The sequence below is a fragment of the Pseudomonas sp. LAIL14HWK12:I1 genome (genome assembly GCF_003202095.1).
Classification (GTDB): Bacteria; Pseudomonadota; Gammaproteobacteria; order Pseudomonadales; family Pseudomonadaceae; genus Aquipseudomonas; species Aquipseudomonas monteilii.
The window spans coordinates 71,552-92,596 of the sequence record NZ_QJKG01000005.1 but is presented as its reverse complement, the minus strand read 5'-3'; the positions used below and the strand labels follow the sequence as shown (position 1 = coordinate 92,596).

Annotated in this window: 17 protein-coding genes and 5 tRNA genes; 16 read left to right on the top strand and 6 right to left on the bottom strand. The window is 62.3% G+C overall.

The features are described from left to right. Window positions 1–9 precede the first annotated feature (9 nt). The 5 genes from D906_RS14410 (at window position 10) to D906_RS14390 (ending at window position 4,112) form a co-directional block, all read left to right on the top strand. A complete protein-coding gene (locus D906_RS14410) occupies window positions 10–792 on the top strand; it encodes a TatD family hydrolase (RefSeq protein WP_016715147.1) in 783 nt (260 codons plus the stop codon). A 365-nt stretch (window positions 793–1,157) separates the two neighbouring features. Continuing rightward, the gene (locus tag D906_RS14405) at window positions 1,158–1,793 is read left to right on the top strand and encodes a TetR/AcrR family transcriptional regulator (RefSeq protein ID WP_003260720.1); all 636 of its coding nucleotides are present in this window, start codon (window positions 1,158–1,160) and stop codon (window positions 1,791–1,793) included. 107 nt (window positions 1,794–1,900) lie between these two features. Next, window positions 1,901–2,869 carry a GTP 3',8-cyclase MoaA gene (locus D906_RS14400; protein ID WP_019098588.1) on the top strand — a complete coding sequence of 323 codons (969 nt, stop codon included), beginning with the start codon at window positions 1,901–1,903 and terminating at the stop codon, window positions 2,867–2,869. A gap of 66 nt (window positions 2,870–2,935) precedes the next feature. Then, entirely contained in the window at window positions 2,936–3,541 is a 606-nt protein-coding gene (locus D906_RS14395; RefSeq protein WP_019098587.1) for a DUF4823 domain-containing protein, read from the top strand. Window positions 3,542–3,551: 10 nt separating this feature from the next. Continuing rightward, window positions 3,552–4,112 carry a DUF1285 domain-containing protein gene (locus tag D906_RS14390; RefSeq protein ID WP_016715150.1) on the top strand — a complete coding sequence of 187 codons (561 nt, stop codon included), beginning with the start codon at window positions 3,552–3,554 and terminating at the stop codon, window positions 4,110–4,112. An 89-nt stretch (window positions 4,113–4,201) separates the two neighbouring features. On the opposite strand, the gene D906_RS14385 is transcribed toward D906_RS14390, so the two are convergent. Next, a tRNA-Asn gene (locus D906_RS14385) sits at window positions 4,202–4,277 on the bottom strand. A 62-nt stretch (window positions 4,278–4,339) separates the two neighbouring features. Continuing rightward, window positions 4,340–5,536, bottom strand: a complete 1,197-nt coding sequence (locus D906_RS14380; RefSeq protein WP_019098586.1) for an amino acid aminotransferase — start codon at window positions 5,534–5,536, stop codon at window positions 4,340–4,342. Between the two features lie 287 nt (window positions 5,537–5,823). On the opposite strand from D906_RS14380, the gene uvrB reads away from it, so the two are divergent. Then, a complete protein-coding gene (gene uvrB, locus D906_RS14375; RefSeq protein ID WP_019098585.1) occupies window positions 5,824–7,839 on the top strand; it encodes an excinuclease ABC subunit UvrB in 2,016 nt (671 codons plus the stop codon). Between the two features lie 70 nt (window positions 7,840–7,909). Here the strand turns inward: uvrB and D906_RS14370 are convergent, their stop codons facing one another. Both D906_RS14370 and D906_RS14365 read right to left on the bottom strand, forming a co-directional pair. Continuing rightward, window positions 7,910–9,400 carry an MDR family MFS transporter gene (locus D906_RS14370; protein ID WP_174244696.1) on the bottom strand — a complete coding sequence of 497 codons (1,491 nt, stop codon included), beginning with the start codon at window positions 9,398–9,400 and terminating at the stop codon, window positions 7,910–7,912. Between the two features lie 49 nt (window positions 9,401–9,449). Further along, window positions 9,450–10,505 carry an HlyD family secretion protein gene (locus tag D906_RS14365; protein ID WP_025754820.1) on the bottom strand — a complete coding sequence of 352 codons (1,056 nt, stop codon included), beginning with the start codon at window positions 10,503–10,505 and terminating at the stop codon, window positions 9,450–9,452. 143 nt (window positions 10,506–10,648) lie between these two features. On the opposite strand from D906_RS14365, the gene gltX reads away from it, so the two are divergent. The 10 genes from gltX (at window position 10,649) to D906_RS14315 (ending at window position 16,648) form a co-directional block, all read left to right on the top strand. Beyond that, window positions 10,649–12,130: a glutamate--tRNA ligase gene (gltX, locus tag D906_RS14360; protein WP_016715155.1), complete on the top strand. Its 1,482-nt coding sequence runs from the start codon at window positions 10,649–10,651 to the stop codon at window positions 12,128–12,130. A gap of 289 nt (window positions 12,131–12,419) precedes the next feature. Continuing rightward, window positions 12,420–12,495: transfer RNA gene (locus D906_RS14355), tRNA-Ala, on the top strand. A gap of 72 nt (window positions 12,496–12,567) precedes the next feature. Next, a tRNA-Glu gene (locus tag D906_RS14350) sits at window positions 12,568–12,643 on the top strand. Window positions 12,644–12,696: 53 nt separating this feature from the next. Next, a tRNA-Ala gene (locus tag D906_RS14345) sits at window positions 12,697–12,772 on the top strand. Window positions 12,773–12,814: 42 nt separating this feature from the next. Further along, a tRNA-Glu gene (locus tag D906_RS14340) sits at window positions 12,815–12,890 on the top strand. Window positions 12,891–13,062: 172 nt separating this feature from the next. Beyond that, the gene (locus D906_RS14335) at window positions 13,063–13,602 is read left to right on the top strand and encodes a TetR/AcrR family transcriptional regulator (RefSeq protein WP_016715158.1); all 540 of its coding nucleotides are present in this window, start codon (window positions 13,063–13,065) and stop codon (window positions 13,600–13,602) included. Window positions 13,603–13,617: 15 nt separating this feature from the next. Continuing rightward, window positions 13,618–14,451: an alpha/beta hydrolase gene (locus tag D906_RS14330; protein WP_019098750.1), complete on the top strand. Its 834-nt coding sequence runs from the start codon at window positions 13,618–13,620 to the stop codon at window positions 14,449–14,451. Window positions 14,452–14,520: 69 nt separating this feature from the next. Next, complete coding sequence (locus D906_RS14325) at window positions 14,521–14,955, top strand: thioesterase family protein (RefSeq protein ID WP_015269427.1); 435 nt, start codon at window positions 14,521–14,523, stop codon at window positions 14,953–14,955. Between the two features lie 51 nt (window positions 14,956–15,006). After that, a complete protein-coding gene (locus tag D906_RS14320) occupies window positions 15,007–15,981 on the top strand; it encodes a tRNA-dihydrouridine synthase (protein ID WP_019098751.1) in 975 nt (324 codons plus the stop codon). 223 nt (window positions 15,982–16,204) lie between these two features. After that, entirely contained in the window at window positions 16,205–16,648 is a 444-nt protein-coding gene (locus tag D906_RS14315; RefSeq protein WP_016715161.1) for an Hsp20 family protein, read from the top strand. 57 nt (window positions 16,649–16,705) lie between these two features. Here D906_RS14315 and D906_RS14310 read toward each other — a convergent pair whose 3' ends face one another. Then, window positions 16,706–20,002, bottom strand: a complete 3,297-nt coding sequence (locus D906_RS14310) for a PAS domain S-box protein (protein WP_019098752.1) — start codon at window positions 20,000–20,002, stop codon at window positions 16,706–16,708. Window positions 20,003–20,064: 62 nt separating this feature from the next. After that, the gene (locus tag D906_RS14305; RefSeq protein ID WP_019098753.1) at window positions 20,065–20,940 is read right to left on the bottom strand and encodes a LysR family transcriptional regulator; all 876 of its coding nucleotides are present in this window, start codon (window positions 20,938–20,940) and stop codon (window positions 20,065–20,067) included. Window positions 20,941–21,045 lie beyond the last annotated feature (105 nt).

The following is a 21,045-nucleotide window of genomic DNA, read 5'->3' as shown; positions in this document are numbered from 1 at the left end:
TGTTATCCCATGCTCGTAGATTCCCATTGCCACCTCGACCGTCTTGACCTGAGCGCCCATCAGGGCTCCCTCGATGCTGCCTTGCAGGCGGCGCGTGAGCGTGGGGTGGGGCACTTCCTCTGTATCGGTGTCAGTGCCGAGAACGCCGGCGCGGTGAAAGCCCTGAGCGAGCAATACGCCGATGTTGATTGCTCGGTAGGTGTACACCCGCTGGACCTCGCGCCGGGTGAAACCCCAGCGCTGGAGTGGCTGCTGCGCGAGCTGGCCCACCCGCATGTGGTAGCGATTGGCGAAACCGGGCTGGATTATCACTATGAGCCCGAAGCTGCCGAACTGCAGCAGGCTTCGTTCCGCCTGCACCTGGAAGCCTCGCGGCAGACTGGCAAGCCGGTGATCGTGCACACCCGGGCGGCACGCGCCGATACCCTGGCGTTGTTACGCGAGGCCAACCTGCCGCAGGCCGGCGTGCTGCATTGCTTTACCGAAGACTGGGACATGGCCAGGGCGGCGCTGGATCTGGGGTATTACATTTCCCTGTCTGGCATCGTGACGTTCCGCAATGCCGAAGCCCTGCGCGAAGTGGCGCGGCAGGTGCCGGTCGATCGGCTGCTGGTGGAAACCGATTCGCCGTACCTGGCGCCGATTCCGCACCGGGGCAAGCCGAATTTGCCGCAGTATGTGCGCGAGGTGGCGGAGTATGTGGCCTCGTTGCGGGGGGCCAGTTATGAGCAACTGGCGGAGCAAACCACGGCGAACTTCAAGCGGTTGTTCCCCTTGGCGCGAGTGCGCTGATCGCTCGAACTGTATTCCCTGGCCAGTCCACCCTGCGGGGCGCACAAAAAAAACCCGGGTTCTGGGGGGGGAATCCGGGTTAAGACCATTAGGAGTAAAACAAAGGTACGCGGTCCCTGAGCACCTTTATCGGCGCGCCACTTGGGGGGGATGCGCCGCGCCAACACTTCAAGTATTGGTCAGGTTTGGCGCAGTGCCAGTGCATATTGGTCGTTTTTTAAACAGATTTGGAATACACCGAGGTGCCATTCCTCCCGCAGCGCATGGCCATATGCATCGTGAAACACAGACATGCTTGGATGATCCGTGCAATTTCCCGCAAGTTAGGCATAATAAACCGCTTCGATTGTCATCCAGTCCTTCCCATGCAGAAAGAACCTCGTAAGGTCCGTGAGTTTCGCCGTCGCGAACAGGAAATCCTCGACACCGCGCTCAAGCTGTTTCTCGAACAGGGTGAAGACAGCGTCACCGTCGAGATGATCGCCGACGCCGTGGGCATCGGCAAAGGCACGATCTACAAGCACTTCAAGTCCAAGGCGGAGATCTACCTGCGCCTGATGCTCGACTATGAGCGTGACCTGAACGCACTGTTGCACTCGGCCGACGTCGACCGCGACAAGGAAGCCCTGTCGCGTGCCTACTTCGAGTTCCGCATGCGCGACCCGCAACGTTACCGGCTGTTCGACCGCCTGGAAGAAAAGGTGGTCAAGGGCAATCAGGTGCCGGAAATGGTCGAGCAACTGCACAGCATTCGGGCCTCCAACTTCGACCGCCTGACCCAGCTGATCAAAGGCCGCATCAGCGAAGGCAAGCTTGAAGACGTGCCGCCCTATTTCCACTATTGCGCCGCCTGGGCACTGGTGCATGGCGCCGTGGCGCTGTACCACTCGCCGTTCTGGAGCAATGTGCTGGAGGACCAGGAGGGCTTCTTCCAGTTCCTGATGGACATTGGCGTGCGCATGGGTAACAAGCGCAAGCGCGATCCGGAACCTTCGAACTGAAGCGCAGCTTCCTTCGCTGCTGATACCCGGTATGAAGCGGGGGCTTGCAAAAACCTGATTTATGAGTCAGGTTTTGCCAGCCCTCATCATCCATGCCGGAGTCATTCATGATTGTCGATCGTCAAGGCAGGCGTTTTCGCAACCTGCGCGTCAGCCTGACGGCTGCCTGCAATTACGCCTGCACCTACTGCGTACCAGACGGCAAGCGTCTGGTGGCGGCGCAGGACGAATTGTCGGCGGATGCCCTGGCCCGTGGCGTGGCCTACCTGATCGAAGCGGCCGGTATCGAGCGGCTGCGCATCACGGGCGGTGAGCCGCTGGTCAGCCCACGCCTGGATGCCTTTCTGGCCGCTGTGGCCGAACTAAGCCTCGATGATATTTCGTTGACCACCAATGGCCAGTTGTTGGCGCGCAAGTTGCCCCAGTTGCAGGCAGCTGGCATCCGCCGCCTGAATGTTTCGCTCGACACCCTTGACCCTCAAGCCTTCCGCCGCATTGCGCGGGGTGGCGACCTGGCCAATGTGCTGACAGGTATGGAGCAGGCGAGTGCGAAGGGGATGCGCATCAAGGTGAACATGGTGCCGATGCGTGGGCAGAACCTCGACCAGGTATTGCCCCTGCTGGATTACTGCCTTGAACGCGGCTTTGAGCTTCGCTTCATAGAGCTCATGCGCATGGGCCACCTGGCGCGTGACCGCAATACGTTCCTGCAACAGTTCGTCGGCCTGGACCCACTGCTCACGCTGATTGGCAGCAGGCACACCTATGCCCAAGTCGATGCGCCAGTGGACGCCACGGCTTTGCGCTATCAAATACCTGGGCGTGGGCACTTCGGCGTCATTGCCAACGAAAGCCTGCCGTTCTGCCGCACCTGCTCGCGTTTGCGTTTGTCCTCGACAGGCTGGTTGCATGGCTGCCTTTCGTCCAGCAATCGCCACTTCGTCGGCGATCTGCTGGATAAGCCACGCCATCAAGCATTGCCGGCCCTGCAGCGCTTGCTGGTCAAGGCCTTGGCTGACAAGCAAGAGCAAGCGTTTGCCGGGGATGTGATGGTGATGAAAGTGATCGGCGGCTGAAGCTGGCGCAAAAGCTGCATCCGCCGGCTATTCGCCGGTTTTTCGTCACCGGCCACTGGAGGAAAGATGCGTAGCCTGGTCTTGCTGCTGGCGCTGATGGCGCTGGGCGGTTGCATGAATGTCAGCGATATGGGCGAGGGCGTTCGTTATCACATGAGCGATGCCGGTCTGCTCGACCACAGCGATACCCGTCGCACCCTGTCGATCCGTCTGCAGCCCGATTCGTTCATCTTCATTGGCCAGGGCGCGTTCGTGCCACCGGGCAAGGGGCCGGTGCCACGGCAGAACGTGGTGGCCGAGCAGGCCTTCAAGAGCTTCGTGGAGTATTTCCCGCTGGTGCGCCGTGCTCAAGGCCCGCTGGGCCTGGAAGAAGCCGTTGCCCAGGCACGTTCGGTTGGTGCGGACTACGTGTTGTACACCCGCTTCGCCCGTACCGACGACCGCATCGGCAATGGCGACGAATGGTATGACGAACAGGCGGTCGACCGCTTGGGTTGGGACAGTGGCGTGGTGCAGATGATGCTGATCGAAACCAATACCCGCTACCTGATCGATACCGCACGCATCAAGAGCCGTGGCGGTTTGTTGACGTTCCACGACAATACCCCCGAGGATTTGCTTGGCGCACCGATGCGCGAGTACGCTCGTAGCCTTCTGGGCATGAGCGAATGAGGCAGGCGTGATGAGCGATTCCGGCAAGGCCAATGATCTTCTGGCGCAGATCCCCAAGGCCAAGGGGTTGCCGCCGGTGCATCTGTGGAACCCGGACTTCTGCGGCGACATCGACATGCGGATCGCTCGCGACGGCACCTGGTACTACCTGGGTACGCCGATCGGGCGCAAACCGATGGTGCGGCTGTTCTCCACCATCATCCGCCGCGATGGCGATGACTACTTCCTGGTTACCCCGGTAGAAAAGGTTGGCATCCGCGTGGATGACGCGCCGTTCGTGGCGGTGGCGCTGGAGGTGCTGGGGGAGGGCGAACAGCAGGTGCTGCGCTTTACCAGCAATGTCGAGGATCAGGTGGATGCCGGCCCGGACAGCCCGCTGCGCGTGGTGATCGACCCGGTGACGCAAGAGCCGTCGCCCTATGTGCTGATGCGTAGCAACCTTGAGGCGCTGATTCATCGCAACGTGTTCTACCAGCTGGTGGAACTGGCGGTGCCGCGTGTGATCGACGGTGACGAGTGGCTTGGGGTATGGAGCCAAGGGGCGTTTTACCCGATCGGGCGGAGTAGCTGAAGGCGCTCGATCTGCCAGGCGCTGACATCCTTCCGGTGGGCCACGAAAAAGCCCCCGGTTGCTTGCGCAACCGGGGGCTTTTCAGTGTTTGGCTCCGCGACCTGGACTCGAACCAGGGACCCAATGATTAACAGTCATTTGCTCTACCGACTGAGCTATCGCGGAATCTGCGCGTATCTTACTGATTGCCAAGAGGATGTCAAGCTACCCCTTGGCAAAACAATGAGTTACAGCACTTCCACGATGGCTTTGGTGACAACGTGGATGTTGCTCTGGTTCAGCGCGGCCACTGCGATGCGGCCTGTGTCCAAGGCGTAGATGCCAAAGTCGTTCTTCAGGCGGGCAACCTGTTCAACGGTCAGGCCCGAGTAGGAGAACATGCCGACCTGACGGCCAACGAAGCTGAAATCGCGCTTGGCGCCATATTCGGCCAGCAGCGAAACCATCTGTTTGCGCATGCCGTGGATGCGCTCGCGCATTTCGGCCAGTTCGGTTTCCCACATCTGGCGCAGTTCGGCACTGTTCAGTACGGTGGCCACGATGGTGGCGCCGTGGGTTGGCGGGTTGGAGTAGGTGGTGCGGATCACGCGCTTGACCTGCGACAGCACGCGGGTGCTCTCGTCCTTGGATGCGGTGACGATCGACAGTGCTCCCACGCGCTCGCCGTACAGCGAGAACGATTTGGAGAACGAGCTGGAAACGAAGAACTCCAGGCCCGACTCGGCGAACAGACGCACGGCGAAGGCGTCTTCGGCGATACCGTCACCAAAGCCTTGGTAGGCCATGTCGAGGAACGGTACGTGGCCTTTGGCCTTGACCACTTCCAGGACGTTTTTCCAGTCATCCAGGCTCAGGTCGACGCCGGTCGGGTTGTGGCAGCAGGCGTGCAGCACCACGATCGAGCCGGACGGCAGGTTGTTCAGGTCTTCGAGCATGCCGGCGCGGTTGACGTCATGGGTCGGCGCGTCGTAGTAGCGGTAATTCTGCACCGGGAAGCCGGCCGATTCGAACAGGGCGCGGTGGTTTTCCCAGCTTGGGTCGCTGATGGCAACCACGGCGTTTGGCGAGATACGCTTGAGGAAGTCGGCGCCAATCTTCAGTGCGCCGGTACCGCCGACGGCCTGCACGGTAACCACGCGGCCAGCGGCCAGCAGTGGCGACTCGGCGCCGAAGATCAGTTTTTGCACGGCCTGGTCGTAGGTGGCGATACCGTCGATCGGCAGGTAGCCGCGCGAGGCGTGCTGGGCGGCACGCTGGGTCTCGGCTTCGATCACGGCGCGCAGCAGCGGAATGCGGCCTTCCTCATTGCAGTACACGCCAACGCCCAGGTTGACCTTGTCGGTACGTGGGTCGGCGTTGAATGCTTCGTTGAGGCCCAGAATAGGGTCGCGGGGTGCCAGCTCGACAGCGGAAAACAGGCTCATTGTTACCTTGGCTCTGATTGGAGAGTGATAGGACGTACACGCTCCAGCCGAATGCACTGAAGCGGTGCACAAACGGGGAGTCAGTATAGTGATACCGACCGGTCACTGCGACACTCGGGCACAGCTTTTCCGGCTATTTGCGCAAATATTTTTCGACCATTGGTCGAATTGCCGGGTCCACCGTTACACGCGCTCACAGCTACGCCTTGAAAGCGCCCCCAGGCGGGCGCATTTGGGTATAGACTACTGGCTAAATTTACAGTTGCTGCAGCACCGCGAGGTCCGTCATGTCCGAGTTCCAGCTCGTCACCCGTTTCCAGCCGGCCGGCGACCAGCCCGAGGCCATTCGCCAGATGGTCGAAGGCATCGAGGCGGGGCTGTCGCACCAGACGTTGCTCGGGGTGACCGGGTCGGGCAAGACCTTCAGCATTGCCAATGTCATCCAGCAGGTGCAGCGCCCGACCCTGGTGCTGGCGCCTAACAAGACCCTGGCCGCGCAGCTGTACGGCGAATTCAAGGCGTTTTTCCCCAACAATGCGGTGGAGTATTTCGTTTCCTACTACGACTACTACCAGCCTGAAGCCTACGTGCCGTCTTCGGACACCTTCATCGAGAAGGACGCGTCGATCAACGACCATATCGAGCAGATGCGCCTGTCGGCGACCAAGGCACTGCTGGAGCGGCGCGATGCGATCATCGTGACCACCGTTTCGTGCATCTATGGTTTGGGTAGCCCCGAGTCCTACCTGAAAATGGTCCTGCACGTAGACCGTGGTGACAAGCTTGATCAGCGTGCACTGCTGCGCCGGCTGGCTGATCTGCAATACACCCGCAACGAAATGGACTTTGCCCGTGCCACGTTCCGCGTGCGCGGTGATGTGATCGACATTTTCCCGGCCGAATCGGACCTTGAGGCCATCCGTATCGAGCTGTTCGATGACGAGGTGGAAAATATCGCCGCCTTCGACCCGCTCACCGGCGAGGTCTTCCGCAAGTTGCCGCGTTTTACCTTCTACCCCAAAAGCCACTACGTCACGCCGCGGGAAACCCTGCTGGAGGCGGTGGAGGGTATCAAGGAAGAGTTGAAGGAGCGCCTGGAGTACCTGCAAAAGGCCAACAAGCTGGTGGAGGCGCAGCGTCTGGAACAACGTACCCGCTTCGACCTGGAGATGATCCTGGAGCTGGGCTACTGCAACGGCATCGAGAACTACTCGCGCTACCTGTCTGGCCGCCCGGCCGGCGCACCACCGCCCACCTTGTACGACTACCTGCCGCCGGATGCGCTACTGGTGATCGATGAATCCCACGTGAGTGTTCCGCAGGTCGGGGCCATGTACAAAGGCGACCGCTCGCGCAAGGAAACCCTGGTCGAGTACGGCTTTCGCATGCCCTCGGCGCTGGATAACCGCCCCATGCGTTTCGATGAATGGGAGGCTGTCAGCCCGCAAACCATCTTTGTGTCCGCTACCCCTGGCCCCTACGAGGCTGAGCACGCTGGGCGCGTGGTGGAGCAGGTGGTGCGCCCGACCGGCCTCGTCGACCCCCAGGTCGAGGTGCGCCCGGCACTGACCCAGGTGGACGACCTGTTGTCGGAGATCCGCAAGCGTGTGGCCCTGGGCGAGCGGGTGCTGGCCACCACGCTGACCAAGCGCATGGCCGAAGACCTGACCGACTACCTGGCCGACCATGACGTGCGGGTGCGCTACCTGCACTCGGACATCGACACCGTGGAGCGGGTGGAAATCATCCGCGACCTGCGGCTGGGTACTTTCGATGTGCTGGTCGGTATCAACCTGCTGCGTGAGGGCCTGGACATGCCGGAGGTGTCGCTGGTGGCGATCCTGGATGCCGACAAGGAAGGGTTCCTGCGTTCCGAGCGGTCGCTGATCCAGACCATCGGGCGTGCTGCGCGTAACCTCAATGGCCGGGCGATCCTGTACGCCGACACTGTCACCGGTTCGATGCAGCGGGCGATTGACGAAACCGAGCGCCGCCGCGAGAAGCAGATCGCGTTCAACGAAGCCAACGGCATCGTGCCCAAGGGCGTGGTCAAGGACATCACCGACATCATGGAAGGTGCTACTGTCCCTGGCGCGCGCAGCAAGAAACGCAAGGGCATGGCCAAGGCGGCGGAGGAGAGCGCCCGTTACGAAGCCGAACTGCGCACGCCGGGCGAGATCACCAAGCGTATCAAGCAACTGGAAGAGAAGATGATGCAGTTTGCCCGCGATCTGGAATTCGAGGCGGCGGCGCAGTTGCGCGACGAGATCACTCAACTGCGGGAGCGGTTGATTACCAGCTGAAGCCTGTCGCCGGCCATGCGGGAGCGGGCGTGCCCGCTCCCGCATGGGGCGCATTTAATCTGAAATAGCCTCAGTGGGCTTCCCCGGCTTTCAAGCCTTCCGGCAACTTCCGGGTCAGCAACACCGCCACCATACTCACCGCCAACCCAATCCCAACGAAGTGGAACGCATCGTTGTACGCCATGATCAACGCCTGCTGGTGAGTAATCTCGCTCAACTTCCCCAGCGCCGCATTGTCATTCCCCAGCCTTTCGGCCAGCTGCGCCAGCCGCTCCGCCACCTGCGGGTTGCTCGGCACCACCGCCTCCCGCAGGTAATCGAAGTACACCTTGGTCCGCGCATCCAGCAGGGTGGCCAGCAAGGCAATGCCAATCGCTCCACCCAGATTACGCAGGATATTGAACAGGCTCGAAGCCGACCCGGCATCCTGCGGCTGGATGTAGGCTGTGGCGATCAACGAAATGGTCACCATGATCATCGGTTGGCCCAAGGCGCGGATGATCTGGATCTGGTTGAACTGCGGCCCGGCAAAATCCGGGTTGAGCACCCCCGAGCCGAAACTGGCCGCACCGAACAGGCAGAACCCCAACGCACACAGCACCTTGGGCGAAACCACTTTCATCAGTTGCGGTACCAGCGGAATCAGGAACAGCTGCGGAATCCCCATCCACATGATCACCTCGCCGATCTGCAAGGCGTTGTAACCCTGCACCTGCGCCAGGTACAGCGGCAACAGGTAGATCGACCCGTACAGCCCCACGCCCATGCCCAGGCTGGCAATGCTCGACAGGCCAAAATTACGGTTGCCCAGGATGCGCAGGTTGATCAGCGGGTTTGGCCTGGAAAACTGCAGGATGACGAAGGTGATCAGGCTGACCAGGGCGATGCTGCCCAGGCCCACGATGAGGTGCGATTCCAGCCAGTCCTTGCGGTGGCCTTCCTCCAGGAACACCTGTAGGCAACCCAGCCCCAGGCCCAGGGTGACGATGCCGGCGTAATCGGTGCTTTTCAGCAGTTCCCAGTGCGCTTCCTTCTTTTCCAGCCCGTACAGCAGGCCGGCGATCATCACCAGCCCCGGCGGGATGTTGATGTAGAAGATGTACTCCCAGCCCCAGTTTTCGGTCAGCCAGCCGCCCAGAGTGGGGCCGATGGACGGGGCGAAGGTGGCCGTCATGGCAAACATGGCCATGCCTTTGGCGCGGTGGTGCTCAGGCAGTTTGATCAGGGTAAGGGTGAAGGCCAACGGGATCAGTGCGCCACCGGTAAAGCCTTGCAGGGCCCGGAACAGGATCATGCTCTCCAGGTTCCAGGCCATCGAGCACAGCAGCGACGACAGCAGGAAGCCTGCAGATACCCACACCGCCAGGCGCCGCGCCGACAGCAGCTGCACCAGCCAGGCGGTTAGCGGGATCATGATGATTTCCGCTACCAGGTACGAAGTGGAAATCCATGAACCTTCTTCCAGCGTGGCCGACAGTGCGCCCTGGATGTCTTTGAGCGACGAGTTGGTGATCTGGATGTCCAGCACCGCCATAAAGGCGCCGAGCATCACGCTCATCACTGCGATCCAGTCGCGTCGGGTTGGCTCGGCTGTAGGCCTGAGCAGTTGATCACCGGCCATCGTGGCCTTCGTTTTCGCTGCGCAGGTCGACGGTGGCGGTTACCGACATGCCGGGGCGGATGCGCCCGTGCAGCGGGTTGTCGGCGCGGAAGGTGAGTTTTACCGGGATGCGCTGCACCACCTTGGTGAAGTTGCCGGTGGCGTTGTCGGGCGGCAGCAGGCTGAATTGCGCGCCCGACGCGGCGAACAGGCTGTCGACCCGGCCTTCGATGGGCGTGTCGGGGTAGCTGTCGAACAGCAGTTCAGCGCGCTGGCCGGGCTGCATGTGGCCAATCTGCGTTTCCTTGAAGTTGGCCTGCACCCAGATGTCTTCGTCTGGCACGATCGACAGCAGGTAGGCGCCGGCCTGCACCACCTGGCCATTGCGCGCATTGCGCTGGCCAATGGTGCCGCTGATCGGGGCGCGGATCTCGCAGCGGGTCAGGTTCAGCTCAGCCTGGGCCAGGTCGGCGCGGGCATTGGCGATTTGCGCATCGAGGCGCTTGAGGTCTGCGTTCAGCGCGTTGACTTGCTGGCGCTGGCTTTGCAGGTCGGCGCGAGCCTTGTCGACCTGGGAGCCGGCGACGTGGCTGTCTGCCGACAGGGTGGTGACCCGTTCTTCGGATACAAAACCAGGCTTGCGCAGCTTCTCGGCGCGGCTCAGGTCTAGCCGTGAACGGTCGAAAGTGGCTTGGTTGGCCGCCACCTGGGCCTGGCCGGCAGCAATCAGGCTGCCTTGCTGGGTCAGGCGGCTTTGCGCCTGTGCGTATTCGGCTTCGCGGGTGGCGAGGGCGGCGTGGGCGCGCTCAACTGCCAGCTCGAAGTCGGCGGCTTCCAGGCGCACCAGCAGGTCGCCTTTGTTGACGTGCTGGTTGTCCTCGACCGGCACCGTGTCGATGCGGGCGCCCAGCTGGCTGGAAATGCGCGTGATTTCGCCCTGCACATAGGCGTTGTCGGTGCTCTCGTAGAAGCGGCCTTTGAAGTACCAGTGGGCCAGGAAGGCGAGGGCGATGAGGGCCACGAGGGTGAAAAAGACCAGCAGGCGGCGTTTGAGTTGGGCGGGCATGGGGACTATCGTTCCAGAAATGTAAATAAATTTAACAGCGGCACAGGGCCTGTCGACAAGTGACGTTCGCGCCATTGCTGGAGCCCGGTGCCTGCCTCCTGCTAACATCCCGCCTTTGTTTCATCTTTCGTTCGAGACCTTCCATGACCACCGTACGCACGCGTATCGCGCCATCGCCTACCGGCGACCCCCATGTCGGCACTGCCTACATCGCCCTGTTCAACTACTGCTTTGCCAAGCAGCACGGCGGTGAGTTCATCCTGCGCATCGAAGACACCGACCAGCTGCGTTCCACGCGCGAGTCGGAACAGCAGATCTTCGACGCCCTGCGCTGGCTCGGCATCGAATGGAACGAAGGCCCGGACGTCGGCGGTCCGCACGGTCCGTATCGGCAGAGCGAGCGTGGCGAGATCTACGCCAAGTACGCCAAGGAACTGGTCGACGCCGGCCACGCCTTCTACTGCTTCTGCACCGCTGAAGAGCTGGATCAGATGCGTGCCGAGCAGCAAGCCCGCGGCGAAACCCCGCGCTACGACGGTCGCGCATTGCTGCTGAGCGCCGAGGAAGTGCAGCGCCGCCTGGCCGCTGGCGAGCCACACGTGATCCGCATGAAGGTGCCGAGCGAAGGCATGTGCGTGGTCCCGGACATGCTGCGCGGCGATGTCGAAATCCCGTGGGACCGCATGGACATGCAGGTGCTGATGAAGAACGACGGCCTGCCGACGTACTTCCTGGCCAACGTGGTCGACGACCACCTGATGGGCATTACCCACGTACTGCGTGGCGAAGAGTGGCTGCCGTCGGCGCCCAAGCTGATCAAGCTGTATGAGTACTTCGGCTGGGAACAGCCAAAGCTGTGCTACATGCCGCTGCTGCGTAACCCGGACAAATCCAAGCTATCCAAGCGCAAGAACCCGACCTCGGTCACCTTCTACGAGCGCATGGGCTTCATGCCCGAGGCGATGCTCAACTACCTGGGCCGCATGGGCTGGTCGATGCCGGACGAGCGCGAGAAGTTCTCGCTGGCCGAAATGGTCGAGCACTTCGACCTGTCGCGCATTTCGCTGGGCGGGCCGATTTTCGACATCGAGAAGCTGTCGTGGCTCAACGGCCAGTGGCTGCGCGAGCTGCCGGTCGAGGAATTCGCGGCACGCCTGCAGAAGTGGGCATTCAACAGCGACTACATGATGAAGATCGCGCCGCATGTGCAGGGCCGTGTGGAAACCTTCAGCCAGGTTGCCCCGCTGGGCGGGTTCTTCTTCGAAGGCGCGCTGAAGCTGGATGCCAAGCTGTTCGAAAGCAAGAAACTGTCGGCCGACCAGGTGCGTCAGGTGATCCAGCTGATCCTGTGGAAGCTCGAAAGCCTGCGCCAGTGGGAAAAAGAGCGCATCACCGGCTGCATCCAGGCCGTGGTCGAGGCGCTGGAACTGAAGCTGCGTGACGCCATGCCGCTGATGTTCGCCGCCATCACTGGCCAGGCCAGTTCGGTTTCGGTACTGGACGCCATGGAAATCCTTGGCCCGGACCTTACCCGCTACCGCCTGCGTCAGGCTCTGGACCTGCTGGGTGGCGTGTCGAAGAAAGAAAACAAGGAGTGGGAAAAGCTGTTGGCCTCGATCGCGTGACAGCGTTTCCCAGCCTGTAGCTGAAACCTGTGGGAGCGGGTTCGCCCGCGAATACGATGGCGCTTGCACTGCCGCATTCGCGGGTAAACCTGCTCCCACAGGGTTCGATGCTGGGGTTTTGGTAGGGCAGGGCGGTAAGTGATTGTTATCTGTGAAAATTTTTTTGATTATTTTAAAAAATTAGTTTGACAGCCCTGCAATCCGAACTTAATATGCGCCCCGTCCACAGCGATGAACGAAAACGAAACGCCAGCCACCCAGCCAGCGATTCTGTTCAGAGCGACATTGTGGGGCTATAGCTCAGCTGGGAGAGCGCCTGCATGGCATGCAGGAGGTCAGCGGTTCGATCCCGCTTAGCTCCACCAAATTCCGCTTACCAGCCAAGGCTGATAAGCAAGACCGGGTCCAGCAACCGGGTCTTGAAGGTAAGAAGGTTCGTCCCCTTCGTCTAGTGGCCTAGGACACCGCCCTTTCACGGCGGTAACAGGGGTTCGAGTCCCCTAGGGGACGCCAGTTTTGCACAAGCGATGTTTAAATATGTCGCTGGGCCGAGAGGCTAGAAATCCGGGGCTATAGCTCAGCTGGGAGAGCGCCTGCATGGCATGCAGGAGGTCAGCGGTTCGATCCCGCTTAGCTCCACCATTTCTGCCAGGGTTCACGTAAGTGGATCTTCGCGAAGGTTACGTCCCCTTCGTCTAGTGGCCTAGGACACCGCCCTTTCACGGCGGTAACAGGGGTTCGAGTCCCCTAGGGGACGCCATTTTTACCCGCGTTTTGCGGGACCTTTAAGGCTCATTCGATTATTGAATGGGCCTTTTGTTTTTCTCCCTCCCGAAAAATTCGCAACCGACAGGCGGCGAGAAATTCTGCTTGCCAAAAAATATGATGAGAATAATATTTCGATCATCATATTTTGTCCGGCGAATGTTCAGATGAGCGACAAGAAGAGCAAAACCCGCGAACGCATCCTGGAAGCCGCACGCAGTGCGCTGATCCAGCATGGCCCCGCCGAGCCCAGCGTGAGCCAGGTGATGGGGGCTGCCGGGCTGACGGTGGGTGGGTTCTATGCCCATTTCGACAGCAAGGATGAGCTGATGCTCGAAGCGTTCCGCCAGCTGTTGGGGGAGCGTCGCGCCTTGCTCGCCCAGATCGACCCCAGCCTCGATGGGGCAGGGCGGCGGGCGCTGGCCAGTGCCTTCTATCTGTCGCGCAAGCACCGCGATGCCGAGGTGCATGCCTGCCCGTTGCCCAACTCGCTGGGCGAGATGCAGCGCCTGCCGGAAGTCTTCCGTGAGGTATTGGCCGAACACATCGAGCTGATGACCGCTGCCATGGTCGATCGCCCCGAGGATGCCGACAAAGCCTTGGCCGATCTGGCGTTGATGGTCGGTGGCCTGGCCCTGGCCCGCGCTCTGGGTACCAGCGAGTTGTCAGACCGCATTCTGCGCGCCGCCAAATCGGCGGTGCTTTAACCCTGGAGCACGGCAATGACTACCCTGAGCTGGATTCGTGGTGTCAATGGCACCCTGGGCCGTCTGGCCCCCGAGCATGTCGCGGGCAAGATGCGCCGTGCCTTCATGACGCCACGCAACTTGCCGCCGCGGGATTGGGAGCTGCCCGTGCTGGCCAGTGCCGAGCGCATTACCCTGCGCTTCGGCTTGTCGGCCCTGCGCTGGGGTAATGGGCCGACCGTGCTGCTGATGCACGGCTGGGAAGGGCGCCCGACCCAGTTTGCCGCTTTGATCGAAACCTTGGTCCGGGCCGGGCACACGGTGGTGTCACTGGAGGGGCCGGGGCATGGGCGTTCGCCTGGCGAGCAGGCCAATGTGGTGCTGTTTGCCCGGGCCCTGCTGGAGGCCGCCGCCGAGCTGCCGCCGCTGCGTGCGGTCATTGGCCATTCCATGGGCGGTGCCAGTGTGCTGCTGGCCTTGCAGATGGGGCTGCGTACAGAGGCTGCTGTCAGCATTGCAGCCCCGGCACGGCTGTTGGGTGTGTTGCGTGGTTTTGCTCATCGCCTGGGGCTGCCAGCACGGGCGCGGGCGGCGTTCATTCGGCAGATTGAGCGGGATGTGGGGATGCAGATAGCCCGGCTGGATGTGACGGGTTATCAGCTGGAGTTGCCGGGGCTGGTGGTGCATGCCGCTGATGACGCCTTGGTGGCCGCCGATGAGGCTCAGGTTATCCATAAAGCGTGGTTCGACAGCCGGCTGATGCTGCTGGAGGCGGGTGGGCATCAGCGTGTACTGTCCGACCCGCGGCTGGGTGAGGCAGTGCTCGAATTGCTCGCCCGCGCTGCTGCACCGGCGCGTCAAAGCGCCTGACTGGCAGCAGGGCTGGACATTCCCTCACCTGTCACGGCTAAATTCACTTTTTCCGCCAAGGAAGCGAACATGAGCTGGGACCTGGCAACACCCTTCGTCATCGACCTGCGCGTTGGCAGCGAGGATATTGATGGCCTCGGCCACGCCAACAACGCGGTGTACGTCACCTGGCTGGAGCGCTGCGCCTGGCGCCACTCCCAGCGCCTGGGCCTGGACCTGGCCGAATACCGTCGGCTAGACCGCGCCATGGCGGTAGTGCGTCACGAAATCGACTACCTGGCCGCCGCCTACGAGGACGATGAACTGCAACTGGCCACCTGGATCATCGATTGGGACCAGCGCCTGCGCATGACCCGCCGTTTCCAGCTCAAGCGCCCGCGTGACGGCGTGACCCTGCTACGTGCGCAAACCACCTTCGCTTGCATCGAGCTGTCCAGCGGTAAGCCCAAACGCATGCCGGCAGAATTCCTCGACGGTTACGGCCCGGCGCTGATCGGCGCCTGAAACCCCGGCAATTTTTGTTAGACTGCCGGCTTTTTCTGCCGAGACCCCGACATGCAAATTGCCCTGGCCCCCATGGAGGGGCTGGTCGACAACATCCTGCGCGACGTACTGACCCGCGTGGGCGGCATCGACTGGTGCGTCACCGAGTTCATTCGTGTGTGCGACCGCCTGCTGCCGCCTTCTTCGTTCGACAAGCTGGCGCCCGAGCTGCGCCAGGGGGCGCGCACGGCTGCCGGGGTGCCCATGCGTGTGCAGTTGCTGGGTTCGGACCCGGTATGTCTGGCGGAAAACGCCGCGCTGGCCTGCGAACTGGGCGCGCCGGTGATCGATCTGAACTTTGGCTGCCCGGCCAAGACCGTGAACAAGTCGCGGGGTGGTGCCGTGCTGCTCAAGGAGCCGGAACTGCTGCACGCCATCGTGCGCGAAGTGCGCCGTGCCGTGCCGGCAGATATCCCGGTGACGTCGAAGATGCGCCTGGGCTTCGACAGCCCTGATGGTGCGCTGGAGTGTGCCACGGCGCTGGCCGAAGGCGGCTCGGCGCATCTGGTGGTGCATGCGCGGACCAAAGTCGAAGGCTACAAACCGCCGGCACACTGGGAGTGGGTGGCGCGGGTGCAGGATGTGGTGAAGGTGCCGGTGTTCGCCAATGGCGAGATCTGGACTGTCGACGACTGGCGACGTTGCCGCGAGGTCAGTGGGGCTGAAGACATCATGCTGGGTCGTGGGCTGGTGTCGCGCCCCGACCTGGGTCTGCAGATTGCGGCGGCGCGTGACGGCCGCGATTATCAGCCGATGAGCTGGGATGACCTGCTGCCGCTGCTACGCGAGTTCTGGCGCCAGGCTCAGCACAAGCTGTCGCCGCGCTATGCGCCGGGGCGGATGAAGCAGTGGTTGGCGATGCTGACTCGCAGTTATCCCGAAGCGGTGGTGCTGTTTGCCGAGCTGCGCCGGGAAGATGACTGTGCGCGGATCAGCCGGTTGCTGGGGATTGTTGAGGCTCAAGCTCTGGAAACCTGTGTAGCCTGATCCGGCCCTATCGTCGGCAAGCCAGTTCCCACAGGTATTGCGCCGGTCTTGAGGCCTGTGGTGATCTGTGGGAGAGGGCGTACCCGCGAAGAGGGCTGCACTGATTTCAGATTTTTTCTACGTGCCCCTTGAAAGCATTTCCACCGGCCATATCTCTTGAGTACGCGATGCCGAAGTCGGGTCGCGTAATGACTTACTTGCTGATTCTCAGGAGTTTATGACCATGACTACCGCTTTCTCTCTCGCACCCCTGTTCCGCCATTCCGTAGGTTTCGACCGTTTCAACGACCTGTTCGAGTCTGCGGCACGTAACGAGGCCGGTAGCAGCTACCCGCCCTACAACGTGGAAAAGCATGGCGATGACCACTATCGCATCGTAGTTGCCGCAGCCGGTTTCCAGGAGCAGGACCTCGACCTGCAAGTCGAAAAAGGCGTCCTGACCGTGACCGGTGGCAAGCGCGACGATGGCGCCGCTGAAGTGACCTACCTGCACCAAGGTATCGCGCAACGCGCCTTCAAGCTGTCGTTCCGCCTGGCCGACCATATCGAAGTGAAGGCCGCCGGCCTGGCGAATGGCCTGCTCAGCATCGACCTGCTGCGCATCGTGCCTGAAGAAGCCAAGGCCAAGCGCATCCCGATCAATGGTGACAAGCCAGCGCTGAACTGATCGCGCTGCAGTGAAGAAGGGCACCCTCGGGTGCCCTTCTTGCGTTTGCAGGCCGGTTCAGTAACCCGCCGGCGCCTCCAGCAACATCTGCCGAAACTCCGGCAACGGCAATGGCCGGCTGTGCAGGTATCCCTGGTACAAGTGGCAGCCCAACCGCTCGAGGAACTCCAATTGTTCGGTCAGTTCTACCCCCTCGGCAATCACGGCCAGGTCCAGGCTGCGGGCCATGGCAACGATGGCGCGCACGATTTCCGCGTCGTTGGGGTCGACCGGCGCGTCCCGTACGAAGGTCTGGTCGATCTTCAGCGCATCCACCGGCAGGCGCTTGAGGTAGGTGAGTGAGGAATAACCGGTGCCAAAGTCATCCATGGCAAAGCTCACCCCGAAGCGCTTGAGTTCGCGCATCTTGCTGATGGTGTCTTCCAGGTTCTGGATCACGATGCCTTCGGTGATTTCCAGCTTGAGCATGTGCCGAGGCAGGCGATAGTCGTCCAGGCTGCGCAGTACCCGCCCGACAAAGTCGTTCTGACGGAACTGCCGCGGGCTGATGTTCACGCACAGGCTGAAATCATCCGCGTTGATCAGCCCGTCGGTCAGCATGCGCGCGCAAGCATCGCACGCTTCATCGAGGATCCAGCTGCCAACTTCCAGAATCAGGCCGCTTTCCTCCAGCACCTGGATGAACTGCCCGGGTGGTTGCTGACCCAGTTGCGGGTGGTGCCAGCGCAGCAGCACTTCAGCCCCGACGATGCGGTTGTCGCGGGCATCCACCTGGGGCTGGAAGTGCAGCGCCAGTTCGCCACGGGCCAAGGCCAGGCGCAGGTCGTTTTCCATGCGCAAGCGCTCGCTGGCGGCTTTCTGCATGGTGGTGTGGAACAGCTGGGTGGTGTTGCGCCCGGAGTCCTTGGCCCGGTACAGGGCAATGTCGGCACGCTTGAGCAAATCGGCCGGGGTAGCGCCGTGGTCAGGGATCAGCGCCACGCCGATACTGGGCGTTACCTGCAGCCGCTGGCCATCCAGCGACATCGGTTCGGCCAGCAGTTCGCGCAGGGTGTCGGCCAGTTCGCGCACTTTTTCCTCTACCTGTTCGCGGCTGCCTTCCAGGCCGCTGAGCAGTACCACGAACTCGTCGCCACCCAGCCGCGCCACGGTGTCTTCCAGACGCACGCTGGCCTCCAGGCGGGCGGTGATGATCTTCAGCACCGTGTCGCCCACCGGATGGCCCAGCGAGTCGTTGATGTGCTTGAAGTGGTCAAGGTCGAGGAACAGCAGGGCGCCGCGCAGGTTGTGGCGCTTGAGCAGGGCGATCTGCTGGCTCAGGCGGTCCATCAGCAGGGCGCGGTTGGGCAGGTTGGTCAGCGGGTCGTGGTAGGCCAGGTGGCGAATCTGCGCCTGGGCATTTTTCAGCTGGCTGACGTCACGGGCGGTCAGCAGCAGGCAGTCCACCTCGTTGAGGGTGATCGGCTCGACCGAGACTTCCACGGTGAGGATATCGCCACGCTTGTTGCGCCCGAGCATCTCCCGGTGATGCACGCGGCCGCGTTCGCGTAGCTCGGCCAGCAGCGCGCTGCGCTGCTTGTCGTCCGCCCAGATGCCGATCTCGTACACCGTGTGGCCGACCACCTCGGCCGCGCTGTAGCCCGTCAGGCGGCAGAAGCCATCGTTGATTTCCAGGTAGCGGCCGCTATGGCGTTCGGTGATGGTGATGGCGTCGGGGCTGGAGTGGAAGGCCTTGGCGAATTTCTCCTCGCTGGACTTCAGTGCCGCTTCGGCGCGTTGCTGCTGGGTAATGTCGCGCAGGGTGGTCACGCTGCACGGCTGGTCATCGACGGTGATCAGGCGGCTGGAAATCACGCACGTCAGGGGGGCGCCATTGCGGTGGTTGACCACCACGGCGACGTTGCTCAAGGCCTGTTCGCGGATCACCCGCTCGATACGTTGCGCACGCTCGATGGACTCGGCCCAGAGGCCGATTTCCTCTGCGGTGCGACCAAGCACCTGCTCGCTGCCCCAGCCGAAGGTCTGGGTGAACGCCGGGTTGATCTCGATGAACTGACCGGTGTCCTGGCGAGTGACGCAGATCGGGTCGGGGCTGACCTGGAACAGGCTGGCGAACTTCTCTTCCGAGGCGCTCAGGCGCTGTTCGCGCTCCACCTGGTCGGTGATGTCGAGCAGGGTGCCGGCCATGCGCAGCGGGTTGCCTTGTTCGTCGCGGTACAGGCGTGCGCGGCTTTCTATATAGCGCGAAATGCCGTTCTCCAGTTGCACCCGGTAGGTGATCTGATAGTTGCCGGCGGGCCCTTCGCGCAGGCTGCGGTAGGCCTGACGCATCGAGTTGCGCTCCTGCTCCGGTACCCCTTCGAAAAAGGCATCGAACGACTCATGAAAGGGGATGGGCGGTAGGCCGTGCAACTGCGCGGCCCGGGCAGAGCCGTAGAGCATGCCGCTGGGGATATGCCAGTCCCAGGTGCCCAGCTGCGCCGAATCCAGGGCCAGGTCCAGGCGCTCCTGGCTGTCCTTCAGGGCCTGCTCGGCGCGCTTGCGCTCGGTGGTGTCGACGAAGGTACTGATCAGAAAGGTCACGCCTTCCAGTTCGATGCCCTGGGTGCAGAGGATGCCGTCATGCACCTTGCCGCTGGTGGCGCGGAATTGCACCTCCATGATCAACGGGCCGCCGTTGGCACGGGTCGACTCCATCACCTGGTGGCGTTGTTCGGGGTTGACCCACAGGCCCAGCTCCAGGCTGGTCTTGCCGATCACCTGGCTGCCAGGCCAGCCGAACATGTCTTCGAAGTGCTGATTGACCTCGAAAATCATGCCGTCGTGGCGGCGGGTGAGCAAAATGGCGTTGGGGCTGAGGTGGAACAGGGTGGCAAAGCGCTTTTCCGAATTGATCAGGGCGGTTTCCCGCTCGCGCTGGCGGGTGATTTCGCGGATTACCCCGATCATCTGCGGCCGGCCATGCGGGTCGTGGGTCAGGCTGCCGTTGATCTCTAGCCAGTGCAGGCTGCCGTCCGGCCAACGGATGCGATGACGCATGGCCTGTTCCACCGGCTCGCCGTTGAACACCGCCTGGAACACCTGTCGCGTGCGGGCGCGGTCTTCTTCGGGCAGCAGGTCGAGGTAGTCGACATCAGCAGGCAGCGGGCGCTGCGGGTCGAAGCCGAACAGGGCCTGGGTGCCCCGTGACCAGCTGACACGGCCGCTTTCAATATCCCACAGCCATGCCCCTAACCGGGCCCCGTTCAGCGCGGCCAGCAGTTGTGGGGCGTTCTGCCAGGCCTGTTCGGACTCCTGGGGGTCGGCCGCAGGAATACGCGGTAGGCGCAAAAAGCGGTTTGCTGATTTGGGCATCGGTACCAGACCTTTGGCGTATGACGCGTCCTTGGATATGGAAATACCTGGCTGACGGCCGGTCAGGCGGGCCCCGCGTGGCTGTCGAGCAGGGCCATGAATGCCCTGGCCGCGTTCGATAGCGTACGCTCCGTGTGCAAAATGTAGCCTAGCTGGCGCGACAGCTGTATGCCGGGCAAAGCGATGGGTGCAACCTGTTCGTCGAGCATGGTGCGCGGCAGCACGCTCCAGGCCAGGCCGATCGACACCATCATCTTGATGGTCTCCAGGTAGTTGGTGCTCATGGCGATGTTCGGCGTGAGGCCCTGGCTTTCGAACAGGCGCTGAACGATGTGGTGGGTAAAGGTGTTGCCGCCGGGGAACACCGCCGGGTGACGTGCCACATCGGCCAGGCCGACCGCATTGTTGGCCAGCGGGTGCTCAGGGGCGGCGACAAAATCCAGGGCGTCGTCCCACACGGGCACCGCCTGGACCAGGTGATGCGGCTCGGGCGCCAGGGTGATCACGGCTATTTCGGCGCGGCCATGCAGAATCTCGTCGTAGGCCTGTTCTGAATCGAGAAACTGAATATCCAGCGCCACGGCCGGGAACTGGCGGGTGAACGCCCGTAATAGCGGGGGCAGGCGGTGCAGGCCGATGTGGTGGCTGGTGGCCAGGGTGAGGCGACCGCTCACTTCCCCCGACAAATTGGTCAGCGCACGTCGGGTATCATCGAGGACGTTGAGGATCTGGTAGGCCCGGGGCAGCAGGGCGCGTCCGGCCTCGGTCAGGGTCACCTCGCGGCCCAGGCGGTCGAACAGGCGCACATCCAGCTGCTGCTCCAGCCCGGCGATGCGCTTGCTGATGGCGGGTTGGGTCAGGAACAGGCGTTCAGCCGCCCCGGAGAAGCTGCCGGTTTCGGCAATGGCGATGAAGGCGCTGAGGTTGGCCAGGTCCAAGGGTCGCATTCCTCTTGGTTATCCAAAGGATAAAAATTATGAATTTGAGTTATTCAATCTAACCCCATAGCATCGTCCGTACAAGCCAAGGGGTCTTTGGCATAG

Excerpts from the sequence above, each read along its gene's own strand:
- uvrB (WP_019098585.1), top strand. The coding sequence starts at position 5,824 with ATGTCCGAGTTCCAGCTCGTCACCCGTTTCCAGCCGGCCGGCGACCAG.
- gltX (WP_016715155.1), top strand. The coding sequence starts at position 10,649 with ATGACCACCGTACGCACGCGTATCGCGCCATCGCCTACCGGCGACCCC.
- D906_RS14320 (WP_019098751.1), top strand. The coding sequence starts at position 15,007 with ATGCAAATTGCCCTGGCCCCCATGGAGGGGCTGGTCGACAACATCCTG.
- D906_RS14335 (WP_016715158.1), top strand. The coding sequence starts at position 13,063 with ATGAGCGACAAGAAGAGCAAAACCCGCGAACGCATCCTGGAAGCCGCA.
- D906_RS14390 (WP_016715150.1), top strand. The coding sequence starts at position 3,552 with ATGAGCGATTCCGGCAAGGCCAATGATCTTCTGGCGCAGATCCCCAAG.
- D906_RS14400 (WP_019098588.1), top strand. The coding sequence starts at position 1,901 with ATGATTGTCGATCGTCAAGGCAGGCGTTTTCGCAACCTGCGCGTCAGC.
- D906_RS14365 (WP_025754820.1), bottom strand. The coding sequence starts at position 10,505 with ATGCCCGCCCAACTCAAACGCCGCCTGCTGGTCTTTTTCACCCTCGTG.
- D906_RS14315 (WP_016715161.1), top strand. The coding sequence starts at position 16,205 with ATGACTACCGCTTTCTCTCTCGCACCCCTGTTCCGCCATTCCGTAGGT.
- D906_RS14310 (WP_019098752.1), bottom strand. The coding sequence starts at position 20,002 with ATGCCCAAATCAGCAAACCGCTTTTTGCGCCTACCGCGTATTCCTGCG.
- D906_RS14395 (WP_019098587.1), top strand. The coding sequence starts at position 2,936 with ATGCGTAGCCTGGTCTTGCTGCTGGCGCTGATGGCGCTGGGCGGTTGC.
- D906_RS14410 (WP_016715147.1), top strand. The coding sequence starts at position 10 with ATGCTCGTAGATTCCCATTGCCACCTCGACCGTCTTGACCTGAGCGCC.
- D906_RS14325 (WP_015269427.1), top strand. The coding sequence starts at position 14,521 with ATGAGCTGGGACCTGGCAACACCCTTCGTCATCGACCTGCGCGTTGGC.
- D906_RS14380 (WP_019098586.1), bottom strand. The coding sequence starts at position 5,536 with ATGAGCCTGTTTTCCGCTGTCGAGCTGGCACCCCGCGACCCTATTCTG.
- D906_RS14405 (WP_003260720.1), top strand. The coding sequence starts at position 1,158 with ATGCAGAAAGAACCTCGTAAGGTCCGTGAGTTTCGCCGTCGCGAACAG.
- D906_RS14330 (WP_019098750.1), top strand. The coding sequence starts at position 13,618 with ATGACTACCCTGAGCTGGATTCGTGGTGTCAATGGCACCCTGGGCCGT.